Origin of the sequence: Azospirillum sp. TSH64, assembly GCF_003116035.1 — a bacterium.
Taxonomy (GTDB): Bacteria; Pseudomonadota; Alphaproteobacteria; order Azospirillales; family Azospirillaceae; genus Azospirillum.
Genome location: NZ_LGQW01000015.1, coordinates 1,976,231 through 2,000,342 on the forward strand (window position 1 = coordinate 1,976,231; position 24,112 = coordinate 2,000,342).

23 protein-coding genes are annotated in these 24,112 nt (G+C 67.9%); 8 read left to right on the top strand and 15 right to left on the bottom strand.

The annotated features are described in order from the left end of the window. Positions 1-11 precede the first annotated feature (11 nt). From mnhG to TSH64_RS10610, 8 genes are all read right to left on the bottom strand, one after another. Entirely contained in the window at positions 12-428 is a 417-nt protein-coding gene (gene mnhG / locus TSH64_RS10575; RefSeq protein ID WP_109096703.1) for a monovalent cation/H(+) antiporter subunit G, read from the bottom strand. Next, complete coding sequence (locus tag TSH64_RS10580; protein ID WP_174469222.1) at positions 425-706, bottom strand: K+/H+ antiporter subunit F; 282 nt, start codon at positions 704-706, stop codon at positions 425-427. The genes mnhG and TSH64_RS10580 overlap by 4 nt, the downstream gene beginning before the upstream one ends. Further along, the gene (locus TSH64_RS10585; RefSeq protein WP_247872857.1) at positions 703-1,203 is read right to left on the bottom strand and encodes a Na+/H+ antiporter subunit E; all 501 of its coding nucleotides are present in this window, start codon (positions 1,201-1,203) and stop codon (positions 703-705) included. Before TSH64_RS10585 ends, TSH64_RS10580 begins: the two co-directional genes overlap by 4 nt. Beyond that, positions 1,200-2,828, bottom strand: a complete 1,629-nt coding sequence (locus TSH64_RS10590) for a monovalent cation/H+ antiporter subunit D (RefSeq protein WP_247872858.1) — start codon at positions 2,826-2,828, stop codon at positions 1,200-1,202. The genes TSH64_RS10585 and TSH64_RS10590 overlap by 4 nt, the downstream gene beginning before the upstream one ends. Next, positions 2,825-3,169 carry a Na+/H+ antiporter subunit C gene (locus TSH64_RS10595; protein ID WP_098738499.1) on the bottom strand — a complete coding sequence of 115 codons (345 nt, stop codon included), beginning with the start codon at positions 3,167-3,169 and terminating at the stop codon, positions 2,825-2,827. Before TSH64_RS10595 ends, TSH64_RS10590 begins: the two co-directional genes overlap by 4 nt. Continuing rightward, positions 3,169-6,135, bottom strand: coding sequence for a monovalent cation/H+ antiporter subunit A (locus tag TSH64_RS10600; RefSeq protein ID WP_109096706.1), 2,967 nt, complete (start codon positions 6,133-6,135; stop codon positions 3,169-3,171). Before TSH64_RS10600 ends, TSH64_RS10595 begins: the two co-directional genes overlap by 1 nt. Before the next feature lie 62 nt (positions 6,136-6,197). Further along, positions 6,198-6,695, bottom strand: coding sequence for a PTS sugar transporter subunit IIA (locus TSH64_RS10605; protein WP_109452495.1), 498 nt, complete (start codon positions 6,693-6,695; stop codon positions 6,198-6,200). Between the two features lie 21 nt (positions 6,696-6,716). Beyond that, positions 6,717-7,598: a universal stress protein gene (locus TSH64_RS10610; protein ID WP_109096707.1), complete on the bottom strand. Its 882-nt coding sequence runs from the start codon at positions 7,596-7,598 to the stop codon at positions 6,717-6,719. A 235-nt stretch (positions 7,599-7,833) separates the two neighbouring features. On the opposite strand from TSH64_RS10610, the gene TSH64_RS10615 reads away from it, so the two are divergent. Together TSH64_RS10615 and TSH64_RS10620 are read left to right on the top strand one after the other, a co-directional pair. Next, the gene (locus tag TSH64_RS10615; RefSeq protein WP_247872859.1) at positions 7,834-9,495 is read left to right on the top strand and encodes an ATP-binding protein; all 1,662 of its coding nucleotides are present in this window, start codon (positions 7,834-7,836) and stop codon (positions 9,493-9,495) included. Then, a complete protein-coding gene (locus tag TSH64_RS10620; protein ID WP_109096708.1) occupies positions 9,492-10,130 on the top strand; it encodes a response regulator in 639 nt (212 codons plus the stop codon). The genes TSH64_RS10615 and TSH64_RS10620 overlap by 4 nt, the downstream gene beginning before the upstream one ends. Before the next feature lie 10 nt (positions 10,131-10,140). Here the strand turns inward: TSH64_RS10620 and TSH64_RS10625 are convergent, their stop codons facing one another. The 7 genes from TSH64_RS10625 to TSH64_RS10655 all read right to left on the bottom strand — a co-directional run bounded on the left by TSH64_RS10625 (position 10,141) and on the right by TSH64_RS10655 (position 18,852). Further along, positions 10,141-10,890 carry a hypothetical protein gene (locus TSH64_RS10625; RefSeq protein ID WP_109096709.1) on the bottom strand — a complete coding sequence of 250 codons (750 nt, stop codon included), beginning with the start codon at positions 10,888-10,890 and terminating at the stop codon, positions 10,141-10,143. 55 nt (positions 10,891-10,945) lie between these two features. After that, positions 10,946-12,328, bottom strand: a complete 1,383-nt coding sequence (locus tag TSH64_RS10630; RefSeq protein ID WP_109096710.1) for an L-serine ammonia-lyase — start codon at positions 12,326-12,328, stop codon at positions 10,946-10,948. 63 nt (positions 12,329-12,391) lie between these two features. Continuing rightward, positions 12,392-13,666 carry a serine hydroxymethyltransferase gene (glyA, locus tag TSH64_RS10635; protein WP_109096711.1) on the bottom strand — a complete coding sequence of 425 codons (1,275 nt, stop codon included), beginning with the start codon at positions 13,664-13,666 and terminating at the stop codon, positions 12,392-12,394. Between the two features lie 15 nt (positions 13,667-13,681). Continuing rightward, complete coding sequence (locus TSH64_RS10640) at positions 13,682-14,236, bottom strand: sarcosine oxidase subunit gamma family protein (RefSeq protein ID WP_109096712.1); 555 nt, start codon at positions 14,234-14,236, stop codon at positions 13,682-13,684. 11 nt (positions 14,237-14,247) lie between these two features. Then, complete coding sequence (locus tag TSH64_RS10645; RefSeq protein WP_109096713.1) at positions 14,248-17,247, bottom strand: sarcosine oxidase subunit alpha; 3,000 nt, start codon at positions 17,245-17,247, stop codon at positions 14,248-14,250. Then, positions 17,244-17,588 (bottom strand): sarcosine oxidase subunit delta, encoded by a 345-nt coding sequence (locus TSH64_RS10650; RefSeq protein ID WP_109096714.1) that lies wholly within the window; start codon positions 17,586-17,588, stop codon positions 17,244-17,246. The genes TSH64_RS10645 and TSH64_RS10650 overlap by 4 nt, the downstream gene beginning before the upstream one ends. Before the next feature lie 10 nt (positions 17,589-17,598). Then, entirely contained in the window at positions 17,599-18,852 is a 1,254-nt protein-coding gene (locus TSH64_RS10655; RefSeq protein ID WP_109096715.1) for a sarcosine oxidase subunit beta family protein, read from the bottom strand. A gap of 114 nt (positions 18,853-18,966) precedes the next feature. Between TSH64_RS10655 and TSH64_RS10660 the strand changes: the two genes are divergently transcribed. The 6 genes from TSH64_RS10660 (at position 18,967) to TSH64_RS10680 (ending at position 24,100) form a co-directional block, all read left to right on the top strand. Next, positions 18,967-19,980 (top strand): GlxA family transcriptional regulator, encoded by a 1,014-nt coding sequence (locus TSH64_RS10660; protein ID WP_109096716.1) that lies wholly within the window; start codon positions 18,967-18,969, stop codon positions 19,978-19,980. Positions 19,981-20,171: 191 nt separating this feature from the next. Then, positions 20,172-20,702: a YbaK/EbsC family protein gene (locus TSH64_RS10665; protein ID WP_109096717.1), complete on the top strand. Its 531-nt coding sequence runs from the start codon at positions 20,172-20,174 to the stop codon at positions 20,700-20,702. 42 nt (positions 20,703-20,744) lie between these two features. Then, on the top strand, positions 20,745-21,608 hold the full coding sequence (gene purU / locus TSH64_RS10670; RefSeq protein ID WP_247872860.1) for a formyltetrahydrofolate deformylase: 864 nt from the start codon (positions 20,745-20,747) through the stop codon (positions 21,606-21,608). A 19-nt stretch (positions 21,609-21,627) separates the two neighbouring features. Then, positions 21,628-21,804, top strand: a complete 177-nt coding sequence (locus TSH64_RS35825) for a hypothetical protein (RefSeq protein WP_199237524.1) — start codon at positions 21,628-21,630, stop codon at positions 21,802-21,804. A 73-nt stretch (positions 21,805-21,877) separates the two neighbouring features. Continuing rightward, positions 21,878-23,152 (top strand): MFS transporter, encoded by a 1,275-nt coding sequence (locus TSH64_RS10675; RefSeq protein WP_109096718.1) that lies wholly within the window; start codon positions 21,878-21,880, stop codon positions 23,150-23,152. Positions 23,153-23,353: 201 nt separating this feature from the next. After that, positions 23,354-24,100, top strand: coding sequence for a transporter substrate-binding domain-containing protein (locus TSH64_RS10680; protein WP_109096719.1), 747 nt, complete (start codon positions 23,354-23,356; stop codon positions 24,098-24,100). Positions 24,101-24,112 lie beyond the last annotated feature (12 nt).

Genomic DNA, 24,112 nt, shown 5'->3' on the forward strand with positions numbered 1-24,112 from the left:
CGCAGGCCGCCTCACACAGCCTGCCCGCCATCCGGACCCGACTGGGACTGCGGTGTGCCGGAAGCGCGCGCGTCCTGGCCCGAGGGCGGCGGCGGCACCTCATCGCTTCCCTCGCTGCGGTCGCGGTAGAGGGCGGCGCGGGCCAGCAGCATCAAAGTGATCGGGGTGGTGACCACCATCAGGGCGGTGATCAGCACCTCGTGCAGGATCGCCCTGGATTCCAGGACGGAAAAGACCAGCATCGAGGCCAGAAGGATGCAGCCGATGCCCAGGGTCGAGCCCAGCGTCGGCGCGTGGACCCGCTGGTAGAAGCTGCCGAAGCGCAGCAGCCCGACGGTTCCGATCAGGGTCAACACGGCGCCGGCGAGCAGCAGCAGCGCGGCGGGAATGGCGGCCCAGGCGGGGAGATCGGCCAGATGGTTGTTCATTCGATGACCTCGCCGCGCATCAGGAATTTCGCCAGTGCCGCCGTCGACACGAAGCCGAGCAGGGCGATGATCAGAGCCGCCTCGAAATAGAGGATGCTGCCGTTGCGGATGCCGAAGGTCAGCAGCAGCATGGTCGCCGTGACGTAGAGGGTGTCCAGCCCCAGCACCCGGTCCTGTGCCCGCGGTCCCCGCAGCACCCGGAAGGTCGCAAAGGCCATGGCGACCACCAGCATGATCTGGGTGAGGAAGATCGTTCCCATCAGCAGGGTCAGGATCATTCGAACAGCTCCATCAACCGTGTCTCGTAGCGGCCCTTGATGGTGTCGATCCACTCCTGCTCGTCCACCAGATCGAGGATGTGCAGGAGGATGGTGTTCCGCCGCCGGTCATAGGCGACCCACACCGTGCCGGGGGTGGCGGTGACGATGCAGGCGAGCGTCGCCAGCCCGTAGGGTGCCCTAAGGTCGAGTGGGATGCGCAGGAAGCCGGACACCCGGCCGCCGCCGCCCGGCCGCAGGATGATCTTGGCGACCGCCCAGTTGGAGCGCAGGATATCGACCAGCACGACACCCAGCAGCGACAGCGCGGCCTGCGGACGGCGGAAGCGTCCGCCCGGCAGGTCGAGCACGCACAGCGTCGCGGCCGTCGCCACCGAGAGTACGCCGCCCAGAATGATGGTGCCCGGGGCCACGCTCTCGTTCAGCAGCAGCCACACCCCCAGCAGCGTCGCCGTCATCATGGGATAGGGCAGCAACCGCCTCATCAGCCGTCTCATCGGGCACCTCCGGCCGTCGGGCCTGCCGTCGGAATACCGGACAGCACGGCACCGTTGTAGTTCTGCGGAGCATGGAGCGCGCGCGCGGTGTCCTCCATGTAGCGCATGGCCGGTCCGGCCTGGATGGTCAGCGCCAGATTGAGGGCGAGCAGCAGCAGGACGGGCGCAATCTCGGACACCCGCACCCGCGGCACCTCGGCGGCCGGCGAGGCCCAGAAGGCATCGATGCCCACCCGGGTCATCGCCACCACCGTCGCCAGTCCCGACAGCACCAGCGCCGCCAGCAGGATCCATGTGGTGACGGGAACCACCGGCCCGGCCGCCAGCAGCGGCGAGAGGATGGCGAACTTGGCGAGGAATCCCGACAGCGGCGGCAGGCCGGCCAGCAAAAGCGCGCTGGACATGAAGCCGATGCCGAGGATCGCCATCGTCGCCGGAATGGGGACGCCAGCGCCGCCGCCACCCGCGCCGTCGTCGGCATCCTCGTCGTCGCCCTCGCCGAAGGCCTCGCGGGTCACCGCCAGCACGTCGGCGCCGACGCCCCGGCCGCGCTCCACCAGTTCGATCAGCAGGAAGAAGCCGGCGACCGCCATCACGGAACTGGTCAGATAGAACAGGACCCCGCCGGTGACCGCCATCTGGCCGGCGCCGATGGCGGCCAGCAGGGTGCCGGACGACACCAGCACGGTGGCACCGGCAAGCCGCGCCATGTTCTGCGTCGCCAGCACGGCGATGCAGCCGAAGCCGATGGTCAGCAAGCCGCCGATCAGCAGGACCGTGCCGCCGAAGCCGCTGGACGCCCCTGCCCCCTCGCCGAACACCAGCAGCCACAGCCGCAGCACGGCATAGATGCCGACCTTGCTGAGGATCGAGACTATGGCGGCCGACGCCGAGCCCAGGGTGGAATAGGTGTTGGGCAGCCAGAAGCCCAGCGGCCACATCCCCGCCTTGATCAGGAAGGCGAGCCCCAGGATCGCCGCACCGGCTTCCAGCAGCCCGCGGTCCTCGGAGGCCAGGCTGGCGACGCGGCCGGCGAGGTCTGCCATGTTGAGGGTGCCGGAAATGCCGTAAATCATGCTGACGCCGATCAGGAACAGCAGCGACGCCGACAGGTTGATCGCGACGTAATGCAGCCCCGCCCGCACCCGCGCCAGCCCGGAGCCATGCAGGGCAAGGCCGTAGGAGGCTGCCAGCATGATCTCGAAGAAGACGAACAGGTTGAACAGGTCGCCGGTCAGGAAGGCGCCGTTCAGCCCCATCAGCTGGAACTGGAACAGCGGGTGGAAATGCGCCCCCGCCTTCTGCCAGCGCGGCAGCGAGAAGGTCAGGGCGGCGACTCCCAGAATCCCGGTCAGCACCAGCATCAGGGCGGCGAAGCGGTCCAGCACCAGCACGATGCCGAAACTCGCCGGCCAGTCGCCCAGGCGGTAGACGCGGACGACGCCGGTCCCCGAATCGGCGACGGTCAGGGCCAGGATCGCCAGGCCCAGCAGCGTCAACGCCGACGCCATGCCGATCACCGCCTTCAGCGTGCGCTGCCGCTCGTCGATCAGCATCATCACCGCCCCCGCCAGCAGGGGTACGACGATGGGGGCAATCGTCAGATGGTCCATCCAGCCGCTCACCGGCCGCTCTCCTTTCCGTCGACATGGTCGGTGCCGGTCAGGCCGCGGGCGGCGAGCAGCACGACGAGGAACAGGGCGGTGGTGGCGAAGCCGATGACGATGGCGGTCAGCACCAGCGCCTGCGGCACCGGGTCGGCATGCATGGCGAGCGTTCCGGCCCGGCCGCCCTCCAGGATCGGCGCAGCGCCCGTGCGCAGGCCGCCGGTGGAGAAGATGAAGAGGTTGACGGCATAGGAGAGCAGCGACAGGCCGACGATCACCTGGAAGGTGCGGGGCCGCAGCAGCAGCCACACGCCGGAGCCGGTCAGCACGCCGATGCCGAGCGAAAGGATCAGTTCCATCAGTCGTCTCCCACGGCAGTCTGTCCCACGGCGGTGGCAGCCGGTTCGGGCACCGCCGGAACCTCCGGCGGACGGGGGGCGGCGGCGCGGTGGCCGCGCAGCGATTGGCGGGCCAGCGCGATCAGGATCAGGATGGTGGCGCCGACAACCAGGGCGAAGACGCCGATGTCGAACAGCAGGGCGCTCGCCACCGGGACCTTGCCCAGCACCGGAATCTGCGAATAGGCGAAGTAGCTGGTCAGGAACGGCCGGTCGAACATCCAGGCGCCGAGCCCGGTGCCGGCGGCCAGCAGCAGGCCGATGCCCATCCAGCGCATCGGCAGCACGCGCAGCCGCGCCTCGACCCACTGGGTGCCGCCGAACATGTATTGCAGGATCATGGCGATGGCGACGGTCAGGCCGGCGGCAAAACCGCCGCCCGGCAGGTCATGGCCGCGCAGCAGCAGGAACAGCGCCACCAGCAGGATCACCGGGAACAGCAGCCGGGCGATCAGCGACGGGATGAACAGCCAGTCGGCCACGGTGTCGCCGTCCTTGCGGTCGGGCCGCGAGGCGTCGAAGGCGCTCTGGTCGCGCTGCTGCTCGGGAACGTCGACGCTGTCCGACGCCGGGCGGAAGCGGCGCAGCAGCGCGTAGGCGGTCATCGCCACCACCCCCAGGACGGCGATCTCGCCCATGGTGTCGAAGCCGCGGAAATCGACGAGGATGACGTTGACGACGTTGGTGCCGCCGCCCTCGCTGTAGGCCAGCTCCAGGAAATGGCGGGCCAGCAGTTCGGGAGGGAAGCGCGTCATCACCCCGAAGGCCAGCCCGGCCATGCCGGCCCCGGCGGCGGTGGCGATGCCGAGGTCGCGCAGGCGGCGGGTCAGCGTGACCGCCTCCGACCCGCGGCTGCCGGGGATGTCCATCCGCTTGGGCAGCCAGCGCAGGCCCAACAGGAGCAGGATGGTGGTGACCACCTCCACCAGCAGCTGGGTCAAAGCGAGGTCGGGGGCCGAGAACCAGACGAAGGTGACGCAGACGACCAGCCCGGTGCCGCCGAGCAGGATCAGCGCCGCCAGCCGGTGGAACTTCGCCTGCCAGGCCGCACCCAGGGCGCAGGCGGCCCCCAGCAGCCAGATCAGCGCCAGCACCGGGTCGATGCCCGACGGCACCAGATTGCCCGGCCCCACCCCGCGGGTCCACACGGTCCAGCCGGCGGCAAGCACCGCGGCGACCACCACCAGCCGCAGCTGCGGCTGCAGGCGGCGGGTGCCGAGCACGCCCTCGGCGGTGCGGGCCAGCCGCCAGGACAGGAAGACCATCGTCCGCTCGAACATGCGCCGCCCTTCCAGGCTGCGGATCAGCGGCGGCCCCTCGATCCCCTTGGCGAGATGGCTTTGCAGCAGCCGGTAGAGGATCAGCCCGGCGGCGAAGGCGGCCATGCTCATCACCAGCGGCAGGTTGAAGCCATGCCAGACCGCGAGGCTGTATTCCGGCGTCGCAGCACCCAGGGCGGCGCGGGCGGCCATGTCGAGATAGGGGCCGACGGTAGCCGCCGGCAGGATGCCGATGACGATGCAGGCCAGCACCAGCACCTCGACCGGGAAGCGCATCCAGGCCGGCGGCTCGTGCGGCTTGTGCGGCAGGTCGACCGGGTCCGGCCCGAAGAAGGTGCCGTGGATGAAGCGCAGCGAATAGGCGACGCTGAAGGCGCTGGCTACCATCGCCGCGACCGGCAGCACGTCGAAGAAGACCGGCAGCGGGTCCTTGGCGGACAGCGCCTCGGCGAAGAACATCTCCTTGGACAGGAAGCCGTTCAGCAGCGGTACGCCCGCCATCGCGCCGGCGGCGATCAGGGCGAGGCGGGCGGTGAAGGGCATGAAGCGGTTCAGCCCCGACAGCCGCCGGATGTCGCGCGTTCCCGTCTCGTGGTCGATGATGCCGGCGGCCATGAACAGCGAGGCCTTGAAGGTCGCGTGGTTGATGACGTGGAAGATCGCCGCCACCATCGCCAGTTCGCTGTTCAGGCCGAGCAGCAGGGTGATCAGGCCGAGATGGCTGATCGTCGAATAGGCCAGCAGTCCCTTCAGGTCATGCTGGAAGATGGCGACATAGGCGCCGAGCAGCAGGGTGGCGAGGCCGGCGGAGCCAACGATCCAGAACCACGCCTCGGTCCCCGCCAGAACCGGCCACAGCCTCGCCATCAGGAAGATGCCCGCCTTCACCAGCGTCGCCGAATGCAGGTAGGCCGACACCGGGGTCGGCGCCGCCATGGCGTGCGGCAGCCAGAAATGGAAGGGGAACTGCGCGCTCTTGGTCAGGGCGCCGAGCAGGATCAGCACCAGGGCCGGCAGGTAGAGCGGATGGGCGCGGATGAGGTCGCCGGCCGCCAGCACGGCATCGAGTTCATAGCTGCCGACGATGTGGCCGAGGATCAGCACGCCCGCGAACAGGCAGAGGCCGCCGGTCGCCGTGACCGTCAGCGCCATGCGCGCGCCGTCGCGCGCCGCGGCGGTGTGATGCCAGTAGCCGATCAGCAGGAAGGAGAAGAGGCTGGTCAGTTCCCAGAAGAAGGCGAGCTGGATCAGGTTGCCCGACAGCACCACCCCCGTCATCGATCCCATGAAGGCGAGCAGGAAGGCGAAGAACCGCGGCACCGGATCCTCGGCCGCCATGTAATAGCGGGCGTAGACCACCACCAGCACGCCGACCCCGAACACCAGCCCGGCGAAAAGCCAGGCGAAGCCGTCCATCCGCAGGGAGAAGTCGAGGCCCAGCGACGGCATCCATCCGGCGGTGAAGCGGAGCACGCCGCCGGCCGAAACCGTCGGGTAGGCCGCCCACACCATCGCCAGCCCAAGCAGTGCCACGCCGCCGGCCAGCCACGCCGCGGCGTTGCGCGCATGGGTGGGCAGCAGTCCGGCGGCAACCGCGCCGGCGAAGGGCAAGGCGATGGCGATCAGGAGCGGGAGTGCGTCGGGCATGAAATCCTACGGCAGACTGGCGGCAGACTGGAGGCACACTGGAGCGGCGGCGATGGATGGAGTCAGAAGCCAGGCGTTCCGTCGTCGCAATCCCGGTCGTCCTCATCCTGGGCAACGGCCTGAATGACGATCTGGGCCGCGTCGTCGGCGGTCTTGGCACCGCGCAGACGGCGCAGCGACTGCGGATCGCGCAGCGCCCCGCAGATTTCCGCCATGGCCGCCAGTAGTCCCTTGCGGTTCGATGCCGGCCAGAGCGCGAGGAAGACGAGATCGACCGGCTCGTCGTCGCGCGCATCGAAATCGACCGCGCGCTGGAGACGGGCAAACAGGACGACCGGGGCCGCCAGATCGGCAAGCTCCGTGTGGGGGAGCGCAACACCCCTGCCGAGCGCGGTGGAGCCGATCTTCTCCCGCGCCTGCAAGGCCTCCAGGATCTCGGGCGCCGGACGCCCGCTGCGGCTGGCAGCCTCCGCCGCCAACTGGTCGAGCAGCGCCGCCTTGTTGCCGGGCGCGGCATCGAGGATCACGCTGGACACGGAAAAATGGTCAGTGATGGTCATCCGGTTCTCCATTCAGGCCCATCAGGGGCAATGTGTGGGTGCGGGCGCCGGGGACCAGCCGGAGCCCGCACCCATATCCACGCCACCGATCAGCACGTCGCAGGGCAGGGCGTCGATCACCTCGGACGCCGTGCTGCCCAGCAGGGCACGGGCAACGCCGCTGCGCCGGGCCGAGCCCATTGCAACCAGATCGTACCGCCCCTGCCGGGCCAGACCGACGATCCGCTGTCCGGGAGAGCCGGTCAACAGGATCGTCTCCACCTCCATCCCACCCGGCGGCCCAACCGGCGGCCCTTCCACCCGGGAGCCGAGCACGGTCCGGAAATCGTGCTCGACCTGTGCCTTGTCCAGTGCCGACGCGTCCGGCAGGTCGGCGACATGCAGCAGGTGGATGCATCCCTCCTCCATCAGCATGCGCGCCGATTCCACCGATGAGCGCGACCGTTCGGAAAAATCGACCGGCACCAGCGCCCGCAGATAGGGCTGGAGCGGCTTGTCGCGCACGATCAGCATCGGCGTTCCATCGGCAATCGCGATGCGCTCGACGGTGGAGGCCAGGAACAGGTCCGCCACCCGGTCGCGCTGGTGCAGGCCCACCACGAGAAGGTCGGGACGCCACAGGCCGGCATAGCCGGCGACCCGGTGTTCCACCGCGTCGCCGCGCACCGCGACCGCCTGTGCCCGGATGCCGGCCCCGCCGCTCGCGGCCAGGATGTGGCGCTGCAACTCCCCTTCAACATGGTGCAGCGGCAGGCAGCCATAGCGGCCGCCGTTGCCGTCGACGACATGCAGCGCCGTCAGTTCCGCATCGAACCGCTGGGCGAGCTGAACGGCGCGCTCCAGGGCGCGGTCCGATTTCGGTTCCAAGTCGGTTGCCAGCAGAATGCGCTTGAGGCTTGCCATCGTGACGGTTCCGGTTGCTTGGGGTCTCCGGTCCTTTTGTTCCGGTGCGGTCCGTTGCCTGGCGGAAATCGCTCCGCAGGAAACAACTCAATGATCGGAAGTCGGCGGCAGTCTGTCCATGCCGGGAAATACGGACCCGAAGGGACCGCGCCCGATGCCGCAGGCTGTCCGTAGTAATACGGGGCCGGCGATTTCGCCTGATGCAGTCGGAGCGGGTTGGCGTTACCATCGCCCCATGTCGCAGATTGCCCGCCGCAAATGGATGCTCGTTCCGGCCTATCTGGCCGCCCACCTGTTCCTGGATTGGATCAGCTTCATCCATGCGGTCTCGTCCATCAACATCACGCCGTGGAACCCGCCGGCCGGGCTGATGATGGGGGTGTCGGTGCTGTTCGGCGTCCGCGCCGTGCCCCTGGTCTGGCTGGCGCTGACCGCCGCCGACCTCGTCGTCCGTGATCTGCCCATAACGCTCATGCCCATGACGCTGTGGGCCCCGTTCCTGGCCAACGGCGTCGTCGCCGCGGGCTATGGGATCGCAGGATGGCTGCTGGGCCGCGCGATCGATCCGGGGCTGTCCCGGCTGCGCGACATCGTCCTGCTGCTGGGCGGCAGCGCCGCGGCGGTGCTGGGCATCGGCCTGTGCTTCATCGCCATCCACACCGCTGCCGGGCTGTTCGAGTGGACGAACTTTCCGGAGGTGCTGCTGCGCTATTGGACGGGCGAAGTCATCGGCATCGCCGTTCTGACACCGCTGGTGCTGATCGGCCGGCGGATGCCGGCCCTGCGCTGGTCCTGGAGCGGGGCGGCGGAGACGCTGGCGCAGGGGACGCTGATCGGCTTCACCCTTTGGCTCGATTTCGGCCCGCTGGCTTCCTCGCAATACGAGCATTTCTATCTGCTGTTCCTGCCCGCCATCGGAATCGCCGTGCGGCATGGGCTGGCCGGCGCTGTGGTCGCCTCGGTCGCCACGCAGGCCGGGCTGATCGCGGCCATCCAGGCGACCGGCGTCGACACCGACCGCATGGCTCATTTCCAGCTGTTGATGCTGACTCTGGCCGTCACCATCCTGTTGCTGGGCGCCGTGGTCAGCGAGCGCCGGCGGGCGGAGGATCGGCTGCGGGTGCGGCAGTCCGACCTCGCCCACGCCTCCCGCCTGATCGAGGCGGGCGAGATGACGGCGGCACTGGCCCATGAGTTGAACCAGCCGCTGGCGGCGACCATGGGCTATGCCCGCGCCGCCCGCAAGGTGGCGCGGATCGAAGGGGCCTCTCCCCGCCTGACCGAGATCCTCGACAAGACCGTCACCCAGGCGGAGCGGGCGGACCGGGTCATCCGCAGCCTGCGTGATTTCGTTCGCAAGGGCGCCAGCGACCGCACCCCGCTGCCGGTCGCCACGCTGATCGCCGACTGCCTGACGCTGGCCGGCCCGCTGGCCAGCCGCCATGCGGTGGAGATCGTCGCGGAGGTCGACCCTGCCCTCCCCGCCATCGGCGGCGACGCGGTCCAATTGCAGCAGGCGATTCTCAACCTCGTCCGCAATGCCGCGGAAGCGATGGGCGATGGTCCGGACGGCGGGCCGTCCACCCAGGCCTATCCGGCCCGGCGCCGCATCGTGATCTTCGCCTCCCCCGCTGCGCAGCCCGGCTTCGTCGCCATCGGCGTGCGCGACACCGGACCCGGCCTTGCCGAGGTGGTGGAGCGCAACCTGTTCGCCCCCTTCGTCACCACCAAGCCGACCGGCATGGGGCTTGGGCTGTCCATCGTCCGCACCATCGTCGAGAACCATGGCGGCACCCTGACCGCAAGAAGCGGAGCGTATGGCGGCTCCATTGGCGGTACCGTGTTCCAGTTCACCATTCCCGCCCATGGCGCGGGCAAAGACGGAGAGCCCGCATGACGACCGAGACGCCCGCCGCCGGAGCCACACCGGTGGCTTTCGTGGTGGACGACGACGAGGCCGTTCGCGATGCCCTGGCACTCCATCTCGATCTGGCCGGCCTGACCGTACGCTGCTGCGCGTCGGCTGCCGAATTCCTGGAGACGGCGTCCCCCGACCAGCCGGGTTGCGCCATTCTCGACATCCGCATGCCGGGCATGGACGGGCTGGATTTGCAGCAGGAGATGATCCGGCGCGGGCTGACCCTGCCGGTGATCGTCATCACCGGCCATGGCGACGTCACCGCCGCGGTGCGCGCCTTCCGGGCCGGGGCGGTGGATTTCCTGCAAAAGCCGTTCGACGAGGATCTGCTGATCGAGCGGGTGCAGGAGGCGTTCGCGCGCGACCTCGCCGCGCGCAGCGCCGATGCGGAGGTCGGCGACATCCGCCGCCGCCTCGCCCTGCTCAGCCCGCGCGAATTGGAGGTGATGGAGATGGTCGCCCAGGGCCTGCCCAACAAGACCATCGCCAGCCGCCTCGCCATCGGCATCCGCACGGTCGAAACCCACCGCGCCCGCGTGCTGGAAAAGATGGAGGCCCGCAATGCCCCGGAACTGGCGCTGATGCGGATGAAGCTGGGTGAGCGGTTGGAGTGACGCTTCGCGTTCAAAGAGCGAACAGCACGGCTCCAGGCGTATGATCGAGCAGAGCGGCCAGCCGCCACTCGAAGGCGATCTTACCCCACAAGCGGACCGGACGCTCCACCACCAGAAGGTCGTCTCCGGCGGCGAGGCTGGCGGCGCTCCGCGCATCGGCGGTCGGCCGCACCGTCGAATGCCGGACCGGACACCGGCAGTCCAGCCACCGCAGCCACTCGTCCGTCCGAGCCGGACCGGTGCGCTCGTCGAGGATCAGGTGAATCGACGCGATGGCCGGAAAGAGCCGCCGGACGATGCCAAAGGTTTTCAGCGCGCGTGGCGGCCCGTCCGCCAGGATGGCGATGCTCCGGCCCAGGCGGGACGGTGTCTCGCGCGGCGCCACCAGAACCGCGCCGAACCGCCGCGCATCGGCGCTCCAACAGGACGGCTTGCCGGGACGCGGCCTGCCGACAACCAGCAGATCGAACCTCCCGAGCGGCGGATCGTGGCTCAGGTCGAGCGCTCCCTCACCGGGGAACAGGGCCGCAAGGCGGCGTGTCCGGAGAGCGGCGGCCCGCAACAGCGCGTCGCTGCCGAGGTCCTGCCTGAGGACATGAAGATCCATGAAGCCGCGTGCACACAGTCCGGCGCCCGGTCCGCGATCCGGAGGGCCGGCCGTGACGATCACGCCCCGATTCATCGACAGCAGCCAGCCGCAGGCCAGCACCGGCTCCAACTCGCCATCCAATGCCGCAAATATCCGGATGCCGTTGCCCATGGGATCGACCTCGGCTGAAGGCTGAGAGGCTGGCGGCAAGCGGAAGCGCAGGGCGTCAGCACTCCGGCAGGTTCACAGCGAGCCCGCCCAGGCTGGTCTCCTTGAACTTGGTGCTCATTTCCTCGCCGGTCTGCCGCATCGCCTGGATGCAGTTGTCGAGCGGCATGAAGTGCTGGCCGTCGCCGCGCAGCGCCAGGGACGCCGCGGCCACCGCCTTGGTGGCGCCGATGGCGTTGCGCTCGATGCAGGGCACTTGGACCAGACCGCCAACCGGGTCGCAGGTCATGCCGAGGTGATGCTCCAGCGCGATTTCCGCGGCATTCTCCACCTGCTCCGGTGTTCCACCCAGCACAGCGCACAGCCCCGCCGCAGCCATGGCGGCGGCCGACCCGACCTCGCCCTGGCAGCCGGCCTCCGCCCCGGAGATCGACGCATTGTGCTTGATCAGGCCGCCGATGGCTGCGGCGGTCAGCAGGAAATCGGCGACCTTCGCCGGCTCCGCGCCGGCGCAATGGTCGAGGTAATAGCGGATCACCGCCGGCACGACGCCGGCCGCCCCGTTGGTCGGCGCGGTCACCACCCTGCCGCCGGCCGCATTCTCCTCGTTGACCGCCATCGCATAGATGGCGAGCCAGTCGGACGCGACGTGGGGCAAACTCGAATTGGCTCCGCGCTCGCGCAGAAGCTGCTGGTGGATGGCCTTGGCCCGCCGCTTGACCTTGAGACTGCCGGGCAACTGGCCATCCAGGCTGAGGCCGCGCTCGATGCAGCCGTTCATCGCCGCCCAGACGGCGCCGAGCTTCTCGTCCACCTCGGCGGGGGAGCGGACGACGATCTCGTTGGCGCGCTTCATCTCGGCGATGGACGCACCGCTCTCCCGCGCCATCCGCAGCATCGCCGCCGCGTTGTGGAAGGGATAGGGCCAGCCGACGCACTCGGTCTCGAACGCCGCCGGCGGAGCTTCCCGCTCCGCCGCCGTGACGACGAAGCCGCCGCCGATGGAGTAGAAGATTTCCGACAGCGTCACCTTGCCTGCACCGTCCAACGCCTGGAAAACCAGCCCGTTGGCATGGCCCGGCAGCGGCGGCCCGAAGTCGAAGACCAGATCGGTTTCCGGATCGAAGTCCAGCACCGGCAGGCCGGCGGGGTGCAGCCTCCGGGTCCTCCACAATTCGGCGATCCGCTCCTCGGCTTCATCGACATCGAGACTGTCCGGCCGGTAATCGAGAAGCCCGAGCAGCACCGCCCGGTCCGTCGCATGGCCCTTGCCGGTGAAGGCGAGCGAACCGTGCAGCCGCACCCTGATCGCCGCGGGTGCGGCATCCGCCGACGCCCGCAGCATGTCGAGGAACCGCACCGCCGCCGTCATCGGCCCCATCGTGTGCGACGAGGACGGGCCGATGCCGATCTTGAACACATCGAAAACGCTGAGAAACATCGCGCGCCTCGTCAGGTCAAACAGTTGGCCTTAAGCAGGATTTCCCAGCGGCACGAGTCCCGGTCAACCGTAGATCGGGAAGCGCTCGCACAACTCGCGGACCTCGCCGTGGACGCGCTTCTCGACCTCGGCATTGCCCTCCGGTCCGGCGGCGGCAAGGGCGTCGACGACGGTCAGGATCAGCTCGCCAATGCGGGCGAACTCCGCCTCGCCGAAGCCGCGGGTGGTGCCCGCCGCGGTGCCGAGCCGGACGCCGGAGGTCACCGCCGGCTTTTCCGGGTCGAACGGGATGGCGTTCTTGTTGCAGGTCAGGCCGGCCCGCTCCAGCGCGCGTTCGGCGTCACGGCCCTTCACGCCCTTCGGCCGCAGATCGACCAGCACCATGTGGCAGTCGGTGCCGCCGGACACGATGTCCAGCCCGCCCTTGACCAGCGTGTCGGACAGCACCCTGGCGTTGATCACCACCTGCGCAGCATAGGCCTTGAACTCCGGGGTCAGCGCCTCGCCGAAGGCGACCGCCTTGGCGGCGATGACATGCATCAGCGGGCCGCCCTGGTTGCCCGGAAACACCGCCGAATTGAACTTCTTCGCCAGCGCCTCGTCATTGGTCAGGATCATGCCGCCGCGCGGGCCTCGCAGGGTCTTGTGCGTGGTGGTGGTCACCACATGGGCATGCGGCAGCGGGTCCGGATACTGGCCGGTGGCGACCAGCCCGGCGTAATGGGCCATGTCCACCATCAGATAGGCGCCGACCTCGTCGGCGATGCGGCGGAACGCGGCGAAATCGATCACCCGCGGATAGGCCGAGGCGCCGGCGACAATCAGCTTCGGCTTCGTCTCCAGCGCCTTGGCGCGCAGAGCGTCATAGTCGATCAACTGGTCGCTCTCGCGCACCTCGTAGCTGACGATGTCGAACCACTTGCCCGACATGGTCACTGGCGAACCGTGGGTCAGATGGCCGCCATGGGCCAACGACATGCCCATCACCCGGTCGCCCGGCTGGAGCAGCGCCAGGAACACCGCTTGGTTGGCCTGGGCGCCGGAATGCGGCTGGACATTGACGAAGCCGGCGCCGAACAGCTGCTTGGCGCGGTCGATGGCGATGGTCTCCACCTCGTCCACAAACTCGCACCCGCCGTAATAGCGGCGGCCCGGATAGCCTTCGGCGTATTTGTTGGTGAGGATCGATCCCTGGGCGGCCAGCACGTCCGCCGAGACGATATTTTCCGACGCGATCAGCTCGATCTCGTATTTCTGGCGGTTCAGTTCGCGCCCGATGGCCGCCGCAATCGCAGTGTCGGCGAGATCGGATTTCGGCAGGGACTGATGACGGGTCATGTGCGGTTCTCTCGATCAGAGGCCGAGCGCGATTTCGCGGCTGACGGCGTGCAGGATTCCCCAGACATGGTCGGCGAAGGAGCGCCAGACCTCGATCCGGAAACGGTTCTTGTCCTCGCGGATCAGGACGATCTGCGCCTTGTCGAACAGGGTCCGGCAGCCGGTGCCGACCGCCATCGCCTCGACGTCGAAGGCGATGGCCGAGCGCAGGGCGAGTGCTGCGGCCTCGCCCTCCACCAGGATGCCGACCTCGCGATGGCCGATATCGACGAGGCTATGTGTCTCCCCAAGGGCGGCGAAGGCGTCGGCGATTGCGTCGCTCTCGGCGACCGGCGCCGTCAGCACCCACTCGTCGGGGCCGAGCTGAAGCGCCATCCGGCCGCCGGCCTCCACCACCCCGCCGATGCGGGTGGGGAGCGGCGTACCGAAGGCGGCCCCGGCCGCCTGCACGGCGACGGGATCGATGCGCAGGCTGAAGCGGGCGACATCCTCGGCGGCACGGATGGTCAGCTTGCTTGCGGTGTCGCCGGTGATCGTCTTGCCCAGCAACGGGTGATTGGCCAGAAGCATGGGGGAGCCTCCTATGCGCTGAGACGGGTGTTCTCGGGATCGACGAACACCATGCCGGTGATGGTCGCGGAATGGACCTTGTCCGGCATCGGCACATGCACGGTCTTGCCCTGCAGGGACCGGCCGCCCTGGATCACCGCAAAGGCGATGGACCGCCCCAGCTCGGCGCTCCAGTAGGACGAGGTCACATGGCCGACCATGTCCATCGGCACCGGCTGGTTCGGGTCGAGGACGATCTGCGCCCCTTCCTCCAGAACGGTCTTCGGATCGCTGGTCAGCAGGCCGACAAGCTGCTTGCGGTTCGCCGCCAGCATGTCCGGACGGGACAGGGAGCGCTTGCCCACAAAGTCCGGCTTGGTCTTGCCGACGGCCCAGGACAGGCCGGCGTCGTCCGGCGTCAGCGTGCCGTCCGTGTCCTGCCCGACGATGATGTAGCCCTTCTCGGCGCGCAGGACGTGCATCGTCTCCGTGCCGTAGGGGGTGATGCCGAAGCGCTGGCCGGCCTCGAACAGCTTCTCCCACACCGCGCGGCCGTAGCGGGCCGGCACGTTGATCTCGAAGCCGAGTTCCCCGGTGAAGGAGACGCGGAACAGCCGGGTCGGCACGCCGCAGATCTTCCCGGTTGCCACCGCCATGTGCGGGAAGGCGCCTTCCGAAAGGTCGATGCCCTCGACGAACGGTTCGATCAGCTTGCGGGCGTTCGGACCTTGCAGCGCGATCACCGACCATTGTTCAGTGGTGGAGGTCAGCCAAACCTTCAGGTCTGGCCATTCGGTCTGGAGGTAATCCTCCATCATGCCCAGCACGCGCGCCGCACCGCCGGTGGTGGTGGTGACGTGGAAGCGATCCTGGGCCAGACGCCCGATCACGCCGTCGTCGCGGATGAAGCCGTCCTCGCCCAGCAACAGGCCGTAGCGGCAGCGGCCGGGAGCCAGCTTGGTCCAGGCATTGGTGTACATGCGGTTCATGAACTCGGCGGCGTCGGGACCGACGATCTCGATCTTGCCGAGGGTGGAGGCGTCGAACATGCCCACCGAGGTGCGCACCGCCTTGCATTCGCGCGCCACCGCCGCATGCATGTCCTCGCCGACCTGCGGGAAGTACCAGGCGCGGCGCCACAGCGACACCGGCTCGTACACCGCGCCATTCTCCTCGGCCCAACCGTCGATCGGCGTCTTGCGCGTCACCTCGAACAGCGCGCCCTTGTTGTAGCCGGCGAAGGTGCCGAAGCTGGTCGGGGTATAGGGCGGGCGGAAGGTGGTCAGGCCCACGGCGGGGATCGGCCGCTTCAAGGCATCGGACGCGACGGCCAGACCGTTGATGTTGGACAGCTTGCCCTGGTCGGTCGCCATGCCGTTGGTGGTGTAGCGCTTGATGTGTTCGATGGATTTGAAGCCTTCGCGCACCGCCAGCCGGATGTCCTTGGCCATCACGTCGTTCTGGAAATCGACGAACGCCTTGGCATGGCCCGGGTCGCGGTCGGTCGGCAGCTCGTGGCCGGTCACGCCGGTGAAGGACAGCTCGCCCTCCACATGGTAGGCGGCCGGCTGGGCGGCGAAGCCGGCATCCGCCGCGGCGGCGGAACCGGCGGCGGCGCCATCCTCGAAGGCGGCCTTCAGCCCGAAGCGGCCCTTGCCGGCGCCGGCCAGACGGCACTCCTCCTTGCCGCGGCCGGGCAGGAACATCTGGCCGTCCTCGTTCCAGGTCAGCGACCCCTGGGTGTGCGAGAACAGATGGATGCTGGGGGTCCAGCCGCCCGACATCAGCAGGGTGTCGCAGGCGATGGTCTCGGCGCCGCCGACCTTGCCGCCGGGGCCGACCGGATTGACCCGGACCGACGAGACGCGCAGCCGGCCCTTGGTGCCGGTGACGGTCCAGCCGATCAGCGTCCTGATGCGCAGCGCATCCGCCGCCGCCACCAGCTGGGTCGGCACGGTCCCGCGGACATCGACGATGGCCGCGACCTCCACCCCCGCCTTGGCAAGGTCGAAGGCGGCATGCCAGGCGCTGTCATGGCTGGTGACCGCGACGACCCAGTTGCCGACCTTGACGCCATAGCGATTCAGGTAGGTGCGGGCGGCACCGGCCAGCATCACGCCCGGCCGGTCGTTGCCGGCGAACACCAGCGGCTTCTCGATGGCGCCCTGGGCCAGCACCACCTGCTTGGCCCGCACCTTCCACATCCGCTCGCGCGGGGCGCCGTCCGGCACGATGCGCAGATGGTCGGTCAACCGCTGGCAGAGGCCGACGAAATTCTGGTGGTAGTAGCCGATGGCCGTGGTGCGCGGCAGCACGGTGACGTTCGGCATCGCCGCCAGCGCGGCGTTGGTGTCCTCCAGCCAGTCCCAGGCCAGTTGCCCGTTGATCTCGGCCGTCGGCTCCGCCAGCAGCGAGCCGCCGATTTCCGACTGCTCGTCGCACAGGATGACCGACGCGCCGCTGCGACCCGCTTCCAGCGCGGCGGCAAGACCGGCCGCGCCGCCGCCGACGACCAGCACGTCGCAATGGGCGAAGCGGCTGGCATAGCTGTCGGGATCGGGGGCGGTCGGCGCCTTGCCCAGGCCGGCGGCGTTGCGGATGACCGGCTCGTAGACCTTGTCCCAGAAGCTCTTCGGCCACATGAAGGTCTTGTAGTAGAAGCCAGCCGAGAACAGCATGTAGAGCGCGTCGTTGACCGCGCCGATGTCGCGGGTCAGCGACGGCCAGCGGTTCTGGCTCTCGGTCTTCAGCCCCTCGAAGACCTCCAGCACCGTCGCCCGCGTGTTCGGCTCGAACCGGCCGTTGCCGCGGTTGCTGCCGACCAGCGCGTTCGGTTCCTCCGACCCGGCGGTCAGGATGCCGCGCGGCCGATGATACTTGAAGGACCGTCCGACGAGATGGACGCCGTTCGCGAGAAGAGCGGACGCCAGCGTGTCGCCCTCATAGCCGGTATAGTCCACGCCGTCGAAGCTGAAGCGCAGCTGGCGGCTGCGGTTGACCCTGCCCTTGCCGGCAATGCGGAAATTGCTCATGGACGTGCATCCTTGACGCTGGCGGCGGAGTCGGCGGTGGCGCTTGAGGCAAGCGCGATCTCCTCGTCGCTCGGGCGCGGAGCCCCGGCCTTGTAGGTCATGGAGAATTTGTCGGTCACGGTGTCGCGCACCGCGTTGAAGAAGCGTCCGCAGCCGTGCATGTGGCGCCAGCGCTCGAAATGCCGGCCGCGCGGGTTGGTGCGGATGAACAGAAAGTCGCGCCATTCGTCGTCGGACAGGGCGGAGGGGTCCGCCGGGCGGGCGATGTGCGCCTCGCCGGCATAGGTGAACTCCACCTCCGGGCGCTCTGCTTCGCAATAGGGGCAGCGGATGAGCAGCATGGTCGTCTCCTCAATGCGCGACGGCGGCGGCAGCGGCCTCGTCGATCAGCCGGCCGGTCTTGAAGCGTTCCAGCGTGAAGGGCGCGTTGATCGGGTGCGGCTCGTCGCGGGCGATGGTGTGGGCGAAGACGTTGGCCGACCCCGGCGTCGCCTTGAAGCCGCCGGTCCCCCAACCGCAATTGACATAGAGACCGGGCACCGGCGTCTTGGCGATGATCGGCGAGCGGTCGGGCGTGACGTCGACGATGCCGCCCCATTTGCGCAGCATGCGCATGCGGTTGAAGATCGGGAACACCTCGCAGATGGCGGCGACAGTGTGCTCGATCAGCGGCAGTCCGCCGCGCTGGCTGTAGGAGGTGTATTGGTCGGTGCCCGACCCGATGACCAACTCCCCCTTGTCGGACTGGCTAATGTAGGCGTGCACCGTGTTGGACATCACCACGCAGGGGAAGGCCGGCTTGATCGGTTCCGACACCAGCGCCTGCAACGGATAGCTTTCCAGCGGCAGACGGACGCCGGCGGTGTCCATCACCACCGAGGTGTTGCCGGCGGCCGACACCGCGACCTTCTTCGCCTTGATGAAGCCGCGCGCCGTCTCCACGCCGGTGACGCGGCCGGAGGCGTCACGGCGGATGGCGGTCACCGGGCAGTTCTGGATGATGTCGACCCCGCGCGCCGACGCGGCCCGCGCATAGCCCCAGGCAACCGCATCGTGGCGGGCGGTGCCGCCGCGCCGCTGCAACGCCGCCCCCATCACCGGATAGCGGGCATTGGCGGCGATGTTCAGCGGCGGGCAGTATTCCTTGGCCTGCTCCGGCGTCAGCCACTCGTTGTCGATGCCGTTCAGGCGGTTGGAGTGGATGTGGCGCTTGAAGCTCTGGATGTCATGCACCGTGTGCGCCAGCATCATCACGCCGCGCTGCGAGAACATGACGTTGTAGTTCAGCTCCTGGCTCAGCCCTTCCCACAGCTTGACCGCATGCTCGTAGAGCCGGGCGCTCTCGTCATAGAGGTAGTTGGAGCGGATGATGGTGGTGTTGCGGCCGGTGTTGCCGCCGCCGAGCCACCCCTTCTCCACCACCGCGACGTTGGTGATGCCGTGTTCCTTGGCGAGATAATAGGCCGCACCCAGACCATGCCCGCCCGCGCCGACGATCACGACGTCATACTCGGATTGCGGTTCCGCATCGGGCCATTGGGGCTGCCAGTTCTTGTTGCCGGTCAGCGCGTTGGTCAACAGCGAGGAGAATGAGAAGCGGGTCATGGCAGCACCGCGAAGTTCAATTTGCTGACAGTATCGGGAGTCGACCCTTCGTTGGACAGAATGGATGCGTCAGTTTAATGTCACCTGTGCGACGGTGCGTCCGCCGGAGGTCACATGACAGTCACTGCCAGAACAAACGCCACCAAGCCGGGCCGGCTTCCGGATCGCCCCGCTGCACCGCGCCTGTCCGTCGGCTTCATCCTCGCCCACCGATTCACGCTGTGCGCATTCGCCAACTTCGTCGACGTGCTGCGGCTGGCCGCCGACGAGGGCGACCGCAGCCGGCCGATCCTCTGCGAATGGTCGGTGCTGTCGGACCAGATGCGGCCGGTCGCATCCAGTTGCGGCATGCTGATGCAGCCGACCGAACGGCTGGGCGATCCGGCCAAGTTCGACTACATCGTCGTGATCGGCGGGCTGATCGACGAGATCTCCAACCTCAGCCCCGACTACATCCGCTATCTGCGTCAGGCGGCGGCGGCGAAAATCCCACTGGTCGGCGTCTGCACGGGCGCCTTCATCCTGCAGCGGGCCGGACTGATGGACGGATACCGCTGCTGCATCAGCTGGTTCCATCATGCCGACTTCCTGGAACAGTTCGACGGCATCACGCCGGTGTCCGACCAGATCTTCATCGTCGACCGCGACCGGCTGACCTGCTCGGGCGGCACCAGTTCGGCCCATCTCGCAGCCCATCTGGTCGAAAAGCATGTCGGGCGGGCGCAGGCGCGCAAGAGCCTGCACATCATGATCATCGACGACGCCCTGCGTGGGGAGAAGCCGCAGCCGGGCATCCCGCTCGACTTCTCCACCAACGACGAGGTGGTGCGGAAGGCGCTTCTGCTGATGCAGCAGAACATCGACGTACCCTTGTCGGTGGCGGAGATGGCCCGCCGCCTGGGCGCCGCCCGGCGCCAGATGGAGCGACATTTCCAGAATGCGCTGGGCATGACGCCGACCGAGGCCTACCGGATCATGCGGCTGGAGCACGCCGAATTCCTGCTGCGCAACACCGAGCAGTCGGTGACGGAGGTCGCCGCGGCCGTCGGCTTCTGCGATTCCTCGCACTTCGTCCGCGCCTTCAAGGAGCGGCGCGGCATGACGCCGTCCGTTTTCCGCAAGGGCTGAGACTCCGCCAGGGACTCTGCCAAGGCCGTTCCATTCAACGCCGGTGACGCACCCGTACAATCGGCGGGTGGATCCTTTCGCCATGCTGCGTCCAACGGAACGGTCGGGGGCGCAACCATCCACGGTGCCCTCGACCCTCACTGCGGCAATCCGCCTTCCGTGGCTTGCCAGGCTCAACAAGGATGGCGACCATGCTCGACGACAATGACACAATGCAGTTGCACTGGCGCGAGGCCGGCATTCCCGAAGAGCTTTGCCGGGAACTCGCCCTGGCATCGACGCCGATGCGCCTGCACGCCCATCCGCCGGTGCGCACCGTCGCCGATGCGGAGGAGCATTGGCGCAGCGTTCCCGGCGTGCACACCAAGAATCTGCTTCTGAAGGACGCCAAGGGCGTGTTGTGGCTGGTGGTGCTGCCGCACGACCAGTCGGTGAACATGAAGGAACTGGCGCCGGTCATCGGCTCTGCCAAGCTGTCCTTCGCCTCGCCGGTCACGCTGGAACAGGTCCTGTCCATCGAGCCGGGCGGTGTCAGCCCGCTGGCCTTGGTGGCGGATAAGGAGCGCCGCGTCCGTCTGGTGCTGGAACGCCGTGTCCTGGCCGGCGACACCGTCAATTTCCACCCGATGACCAATCGCGCGACGCTGTCGATGCATCCCGATGACCTGTCGGCCTTCCTGGGCCGGCTCGGCTATGAGCCGATCGTCGTCGACATCGCCTGACCAGTCGTCCCCCCGGCCAAATCCCTAGGCGCGAGTGCTGCGATGCGTCCCAATCACAACCTCTTCTACATGAATGTCAGTTGCCTGAGCCGGCCGGGGATCATCTCCGCCATCTCCACCCACCTGTCCGACCGCGACTGCGACATCATCGAAAGCGCGCAATTCGTCGATCATGACGGCGAGCATTTCTTCCTGCGGATGGCTTTCGACGCTCCGGAATCGATCCGCAGCGATGCCGTCCTGATCGAAGATCTGCAACCCATCGTCAGGCGCTTCGGGATGACACTGATGCTGCGCGATGCCCGGCGGCGGCCGAAGATCCTGATCATGGTGTCGAAGTTCGGCCATTGCCTGAACGACCTTCTGTACCGCCACAGCATCGGGGCGCTGCCCGTCGACATAGTCGGCGTCGTCTCCAACCACGACGCCTTCCGGTCGCAGGTCGAATCGCACGGCATCCCCTACCACCATCTCCCGGTTTCCCCCGGCACCAAGCAGGAGCAGGAAGTCCGCCTGATGGAGATCGTGGAGGCGAGCGATGTGGAACTCGTCGTCCTCGCCCGCTATATGCAGGTTCTGTCGCAGGACCTCTGCACGCGGATGGCCGGGCGGATCATCAACATCCATCACAGCTTCCTGCCCAGCTTCAAGGGGGCCAAGCCCTATCATCAGGCCTACAAGCGCGGCGTGAAGCTGATCGGCGCCACGGCGCACTACGTCACCGACGACCTCGACGAAGGACCGATCATCGAGCAGGAGGTGGCGCGCGTCGATCACTCGATGTCGCCCGACGATCTGGTCGCCATCGGCCGCGACGTCGAAAGCATCGTCCTGGCCCGCGCCATCCGTCTGCACATCGAAGCGCGCGTCATGCTCCACGACCACCGGGCAATCGTCCTGCGGTAACAGAAGGAGTTCACCGATCTTGCAGCTCATCGACGAAAACGCCACCCAGGCGGTTCGCCGCGCTTTCGCATTGGGTGGCCTCGCCGCCGCAGTGCAGGAATTGCGCCGGCATGTCGTGATCGAGGACGAGCGCATGGCGCTCGCCACCGTCGAGACCTTTCTTGCCAGTGTCCACAACGGCGACACCCGGCTATAAGGTCGCCGTTCCCGCCATACCGGGACTGTCGGCCCCGACATGCGGGCGTTTCTCCCCTCCGGCGGATCACGCGATGTCCCTCATCCAACCGATTGTCCCGCTGCTGCTCGCGGTGTTCCTGATGATGGGGGGTACGGGAGCGCTGACAACCATCGTCAGCGTTCGGCTGGATGCCGCAGGCGCACCGCCCATCCTGCTCGGCGCCCTGACCGCCGCCTATTATCTGGGGGTGACGGTCGGATCGACACAGGCGTTCCGTCTGGTCGCGCAGGTCGGCCATATCCGCGCATTCAGCGCCTCCGCGACGGTTCTGGTCGCGGCGTCGCTCGGGCACACGCTGGGGTCCGATCCCGCAGCCTGGATCACCCTTCGCTTCGTGGAAGGCTGCTGCATGGCCGGCCTGTTCGTCTGCATCGAGAGCTGGCTCAACCAGAGCGCCACCTCGGCCACGCGCGGGCAGATCCTGGCCCTCTACATGATCGCGCTCTACGGCGCGCAAGGGGTCGGCCAGTACCTGATGGTCATCGACGATCCGCACGGCTTCAAGCAGTTCGTCATCGTGTCGATCCTGGTCTCGCTCGCCCTTGTCCCGGTCGCGCTGAGCCGCAAGGCTCCGCCCCTTCTACAGAAGCTGGAGTCCATCAGGATCGGCCATCTCTACCGCGCCAGTCCGCTGGGATTTGCCGGCACGGTGATCAGCGGGCTGGTCGTCGGCGCCTTCTATGGGCTGGGTCCGGTCTATGTCCGGCATCTCGGCTACGATCTGGGCCAATCCGCGACCTTCATCAGCGCCGCCATCATCGGCGGCATGCTCCTTCAATGGCCCTTCGGCAAGCTTTCGGACCTTATCGACCGGCGGCTGGTCCTGGTCGGCCTGTTCGCGGTCCTGGCCGTCATCAGCATCGGCATGACGATGCTGCCGCAGGGCAGGTTCGGCCCGCTGCTGGCCGGCATCTCCCTGTTCGGCGGGATCATCTTCGCGATCTATCCGATCTGCGTCTCGCACACCAACGACTTCCTGACGCCGGCCGAAATGGTGCCGGCCAGCGGCGGCATGGTGCTGGGCTTCTCGATGGGCGCCATCGCCGGTCCCTTCCTGGCCTCCCTGGTGATGGCGGTGTTCGAGCAGGATGGGTTGTTCCTGTTCTCGGCACTGGTCGCCATCGTCGCGCTGGCCTTCGCGCTCTGGCGGATGACGGTCCGCCCCCCGGTCCCGTTGGACCAGCGCCTCCCCTTCCTCCCCCAGGCCCCGATTCCGGGGCCCTTGGACGGCGTGACGCCAGGAGCGGAGGCTTCCGGAACCGGCATCGGAGAGGCAGCGCCCGAAGCAGAGCCTTCACGGTCTTGAAGCCCCCTTGGGTGATGGGGGCCGGCACGACCGTCGATAAGATCCCTTCCCCAACCCAAAGCCGTCGATGTACCACTCACCGGAGACGGGGATGCATGCTTCCTCCATGAAGCATGCATCCCCAAACACTCCGGCATGTTGGCGAGATCGATGGTTCCTGTTTCCAGTATTCCCAATTCCGCGAAGCGGACGGCACCGATCATGAGGGCGCTGGGCACTGTCGTGGGATGCGTCGCGACGTTGCTGGTTGCCGCGCTGATTTTCAAAGCGGTCCCGGCCCGTGCCGAGAACTGGCTCGTCGCTTCCGAGGATTTCTTCCCGCCCTATAATTTCACGTTGCGGGGCAAGCGGACGGGAATGGACACCGAGATCGTCGAAGCGATGCTGAAGGAAATCGGCGTGTATCCGGTTCACCGTCCGATGACCTGGCCGGAGGTGGTGCGCGCCCACGACGAGAACGAGGTGGATGTCGCGTTCCAGTTCTTCACCTCGCCGCGGCGTCTGGAACGCGGTCATCTGATCGGTCCCTACCGGGTCGGGGCGACCGTTCTGATGGTCCGCAGCAATTCGGACATCGGTTACACGGGTATCGAGGATCTGCGGGGGCTGCGGGTCGGTGTCGTCGAAGGCTTCGAATACACGCCCGAGTTCGACAAGTCGCAGCTCTTCGAGAGGGTTCCCAGCAGCAGCAGCGTCGTCTCGTTCCGGCGCCTGCTTCTCGGCCGTGTCGATGCCATCGCCGGCGATTTGCAGGTGCTCAAATATCTGGCCGACAGCGAAGGCCGTACCGCGTCGGTCAAGATCCTGCCCAAGCCTCTGGCGATGGTGCCGCGCTACATTTCGGTGCCGAAGGCTCGGGCGGATAAGGCTGAACGGCTGCGTGCGGCCTATGAAAAACTCAAGACGGACGGCACCCTCGACGCCATCGTCCGCAACTGGGACCGGTAGCAGAAGCCCCGG

What these genes read in the sequence shown, in the direction of transcription:
- mnhG (WP_109096703.1), bottom strand. Translation starts at nt 428, where the DNA reads ATGAACAACCATCTGGCCGATCTCCCCGCCTGGGCCGCCATTCCCGCC.
- TSH64_RS10580 (WP_174469222.1), bottom strand. Translation starts at nt 706, where the DNA reads ATGATCCTGACCCTGCTGATGGGAACGATCTTCCTCACCCAGATCATG.
- TSH64_RS10585 (WP_247872857.1), bottom strand. Translation starts at nt 1,203, where the DNA reads ATGAGACGGCTGATGAGGCGGTTGCTGCCCTATCCCATGATGACGGCG.
- TSH64_RS10595 (WP_098738499.1), bottom strand. Translation starts at nt 3,169, where the DNA reads ATGGAACTGATCCTTTCGCTCGGCATCGGCGTGCTGACCGGCTCCGGC.
- TSH64_RS10600 (WP_109096706.1), bottom strand. Translation starts at nt 6,135, where the DNA reads ATGCCCGACGCACTCCCGCTCCTGATCGCCATCGCCTTGCCCTTCGCC.
- TSH64_RS10605 (WP_109452495.1), bottom strand. Translation starts at nt 6,695, where the DNA reads ATGACCATCACTGACCATTTTTCCGTGTCCAGCGTGATCCTCGATGCC.
- TSH64_RS10610 (WP_109096707.1), bottom strand. Translation starts at nt 7,598, where the DNA reads ATGGCAAGCCTCAAGCGCATTCTGCTGGCAACCGACTTGGAACCGAAA.
- TSH64_RS10615 (WP_247872859.1), top strand. Translation starts at nt 7,834, where the DNA reads ATGTCGCAGATTGCCCGCCGCAAATGGATGCTCGTTCCGGCCTATCTG.
- TSH64_RS10620 (WP_109096708.1), top strand. Translation starts at nt 9,492, where the DNA reads ATGACGACCGAGACGCCCGCCGCCGGAGCCACACCGGTGGCTTTCGTG.
- TSH64_RS10625 (WP_109096709.1), bottom strand. Translation starts at nt 10,890, where the DNA reads ATGGGCAACGGCATCCGGATATTTGCGGCATTGGATGGCGAGTTGGAG.
- TSH64_RS10630 (WP_109096710.1), bottom strand. Translation starts at nt 12,328, where the DNA reads ATGTTTCTCAGCGTTTTCGATGTGTTCAAGATCGGCATCGGCCCGTCC.
- glyA (WP_109096711.1), bottom strand. Translation starts at nt 13,666, where the DNA reads ATGACCCGTCATCAGTCCCTGCCGAAATCCGATCTCGCCGACACTGCG.
- TSH64_RS10640 (WP_109096712.1), bottom strand. Translation starts at nt 14,236, where the DNA reads ATGCTTCTGGCCAATCACCCGTTGCTGGGCAAGACGATCACCGGCGAC.
- TSH64_RS10645 (WP_109096713.1), bottom strand. Translation starts at nt 17,247, where the DNA reads ATGAGCAATTTCCGCATTGCCGGCAAGGGCAGGGTCAACCGCAGCCGC.
- TSH64_RS10650 (WP_109096714.1), bottom strand. Translation starts at nt 17,588, where the DNA reads ATGCTGCTCATCCGCTGCCCCTATTGCGAAGCAGAGCGCCCGGAGGTG.
- TSH64_RS10655 (WP_109096715.1), bottom strand. Translation starts at nt 18,852, where the DNA reads ATGACCCGCTTCTCATTCTCCTCGCTGTTGACCAACGCGCTGACCGGC.
- TSH64_RS10660 (WP_109096716.1), top strand. Translation starts at nt 18,967, where the DNA reads ATGACAGTCACTGCCAGAACAAACGCCACCAAGCCGGGCCGGCTTCCG.
- TSH64_RS10665 (WP_109096717.1), top strand. Translation starts at nt 20,172, where the DNA reads ATGCTCGACGACAATGACACAATGCAGTTGCACTGGCGCGAGGCCGGC.
- purU (WP_247872860.1), top strand. Translation starts at nt 20,745, where the DNA reads ATGCGTCCCAATCACAACCTCTTCTACATGAATGTCAGTTGCCTGAGC.
- TSH64_RS10675 (WP_109096718.1), top strand. Translation starts at nt 21,878, where the DNA reads ATGTCCCTCATCCAACCGATTGTCCCGCTGCTGCTCGCGGTGTTCCTG.
- TSH64_RS10680 (WP_109096719.1), top strand. Translation starts at nt 23,354, where the DNA reads ATGAGGGCGCTGGGCACTGTCGTGGGATGCGTCGCGACGTTGCTGGTT.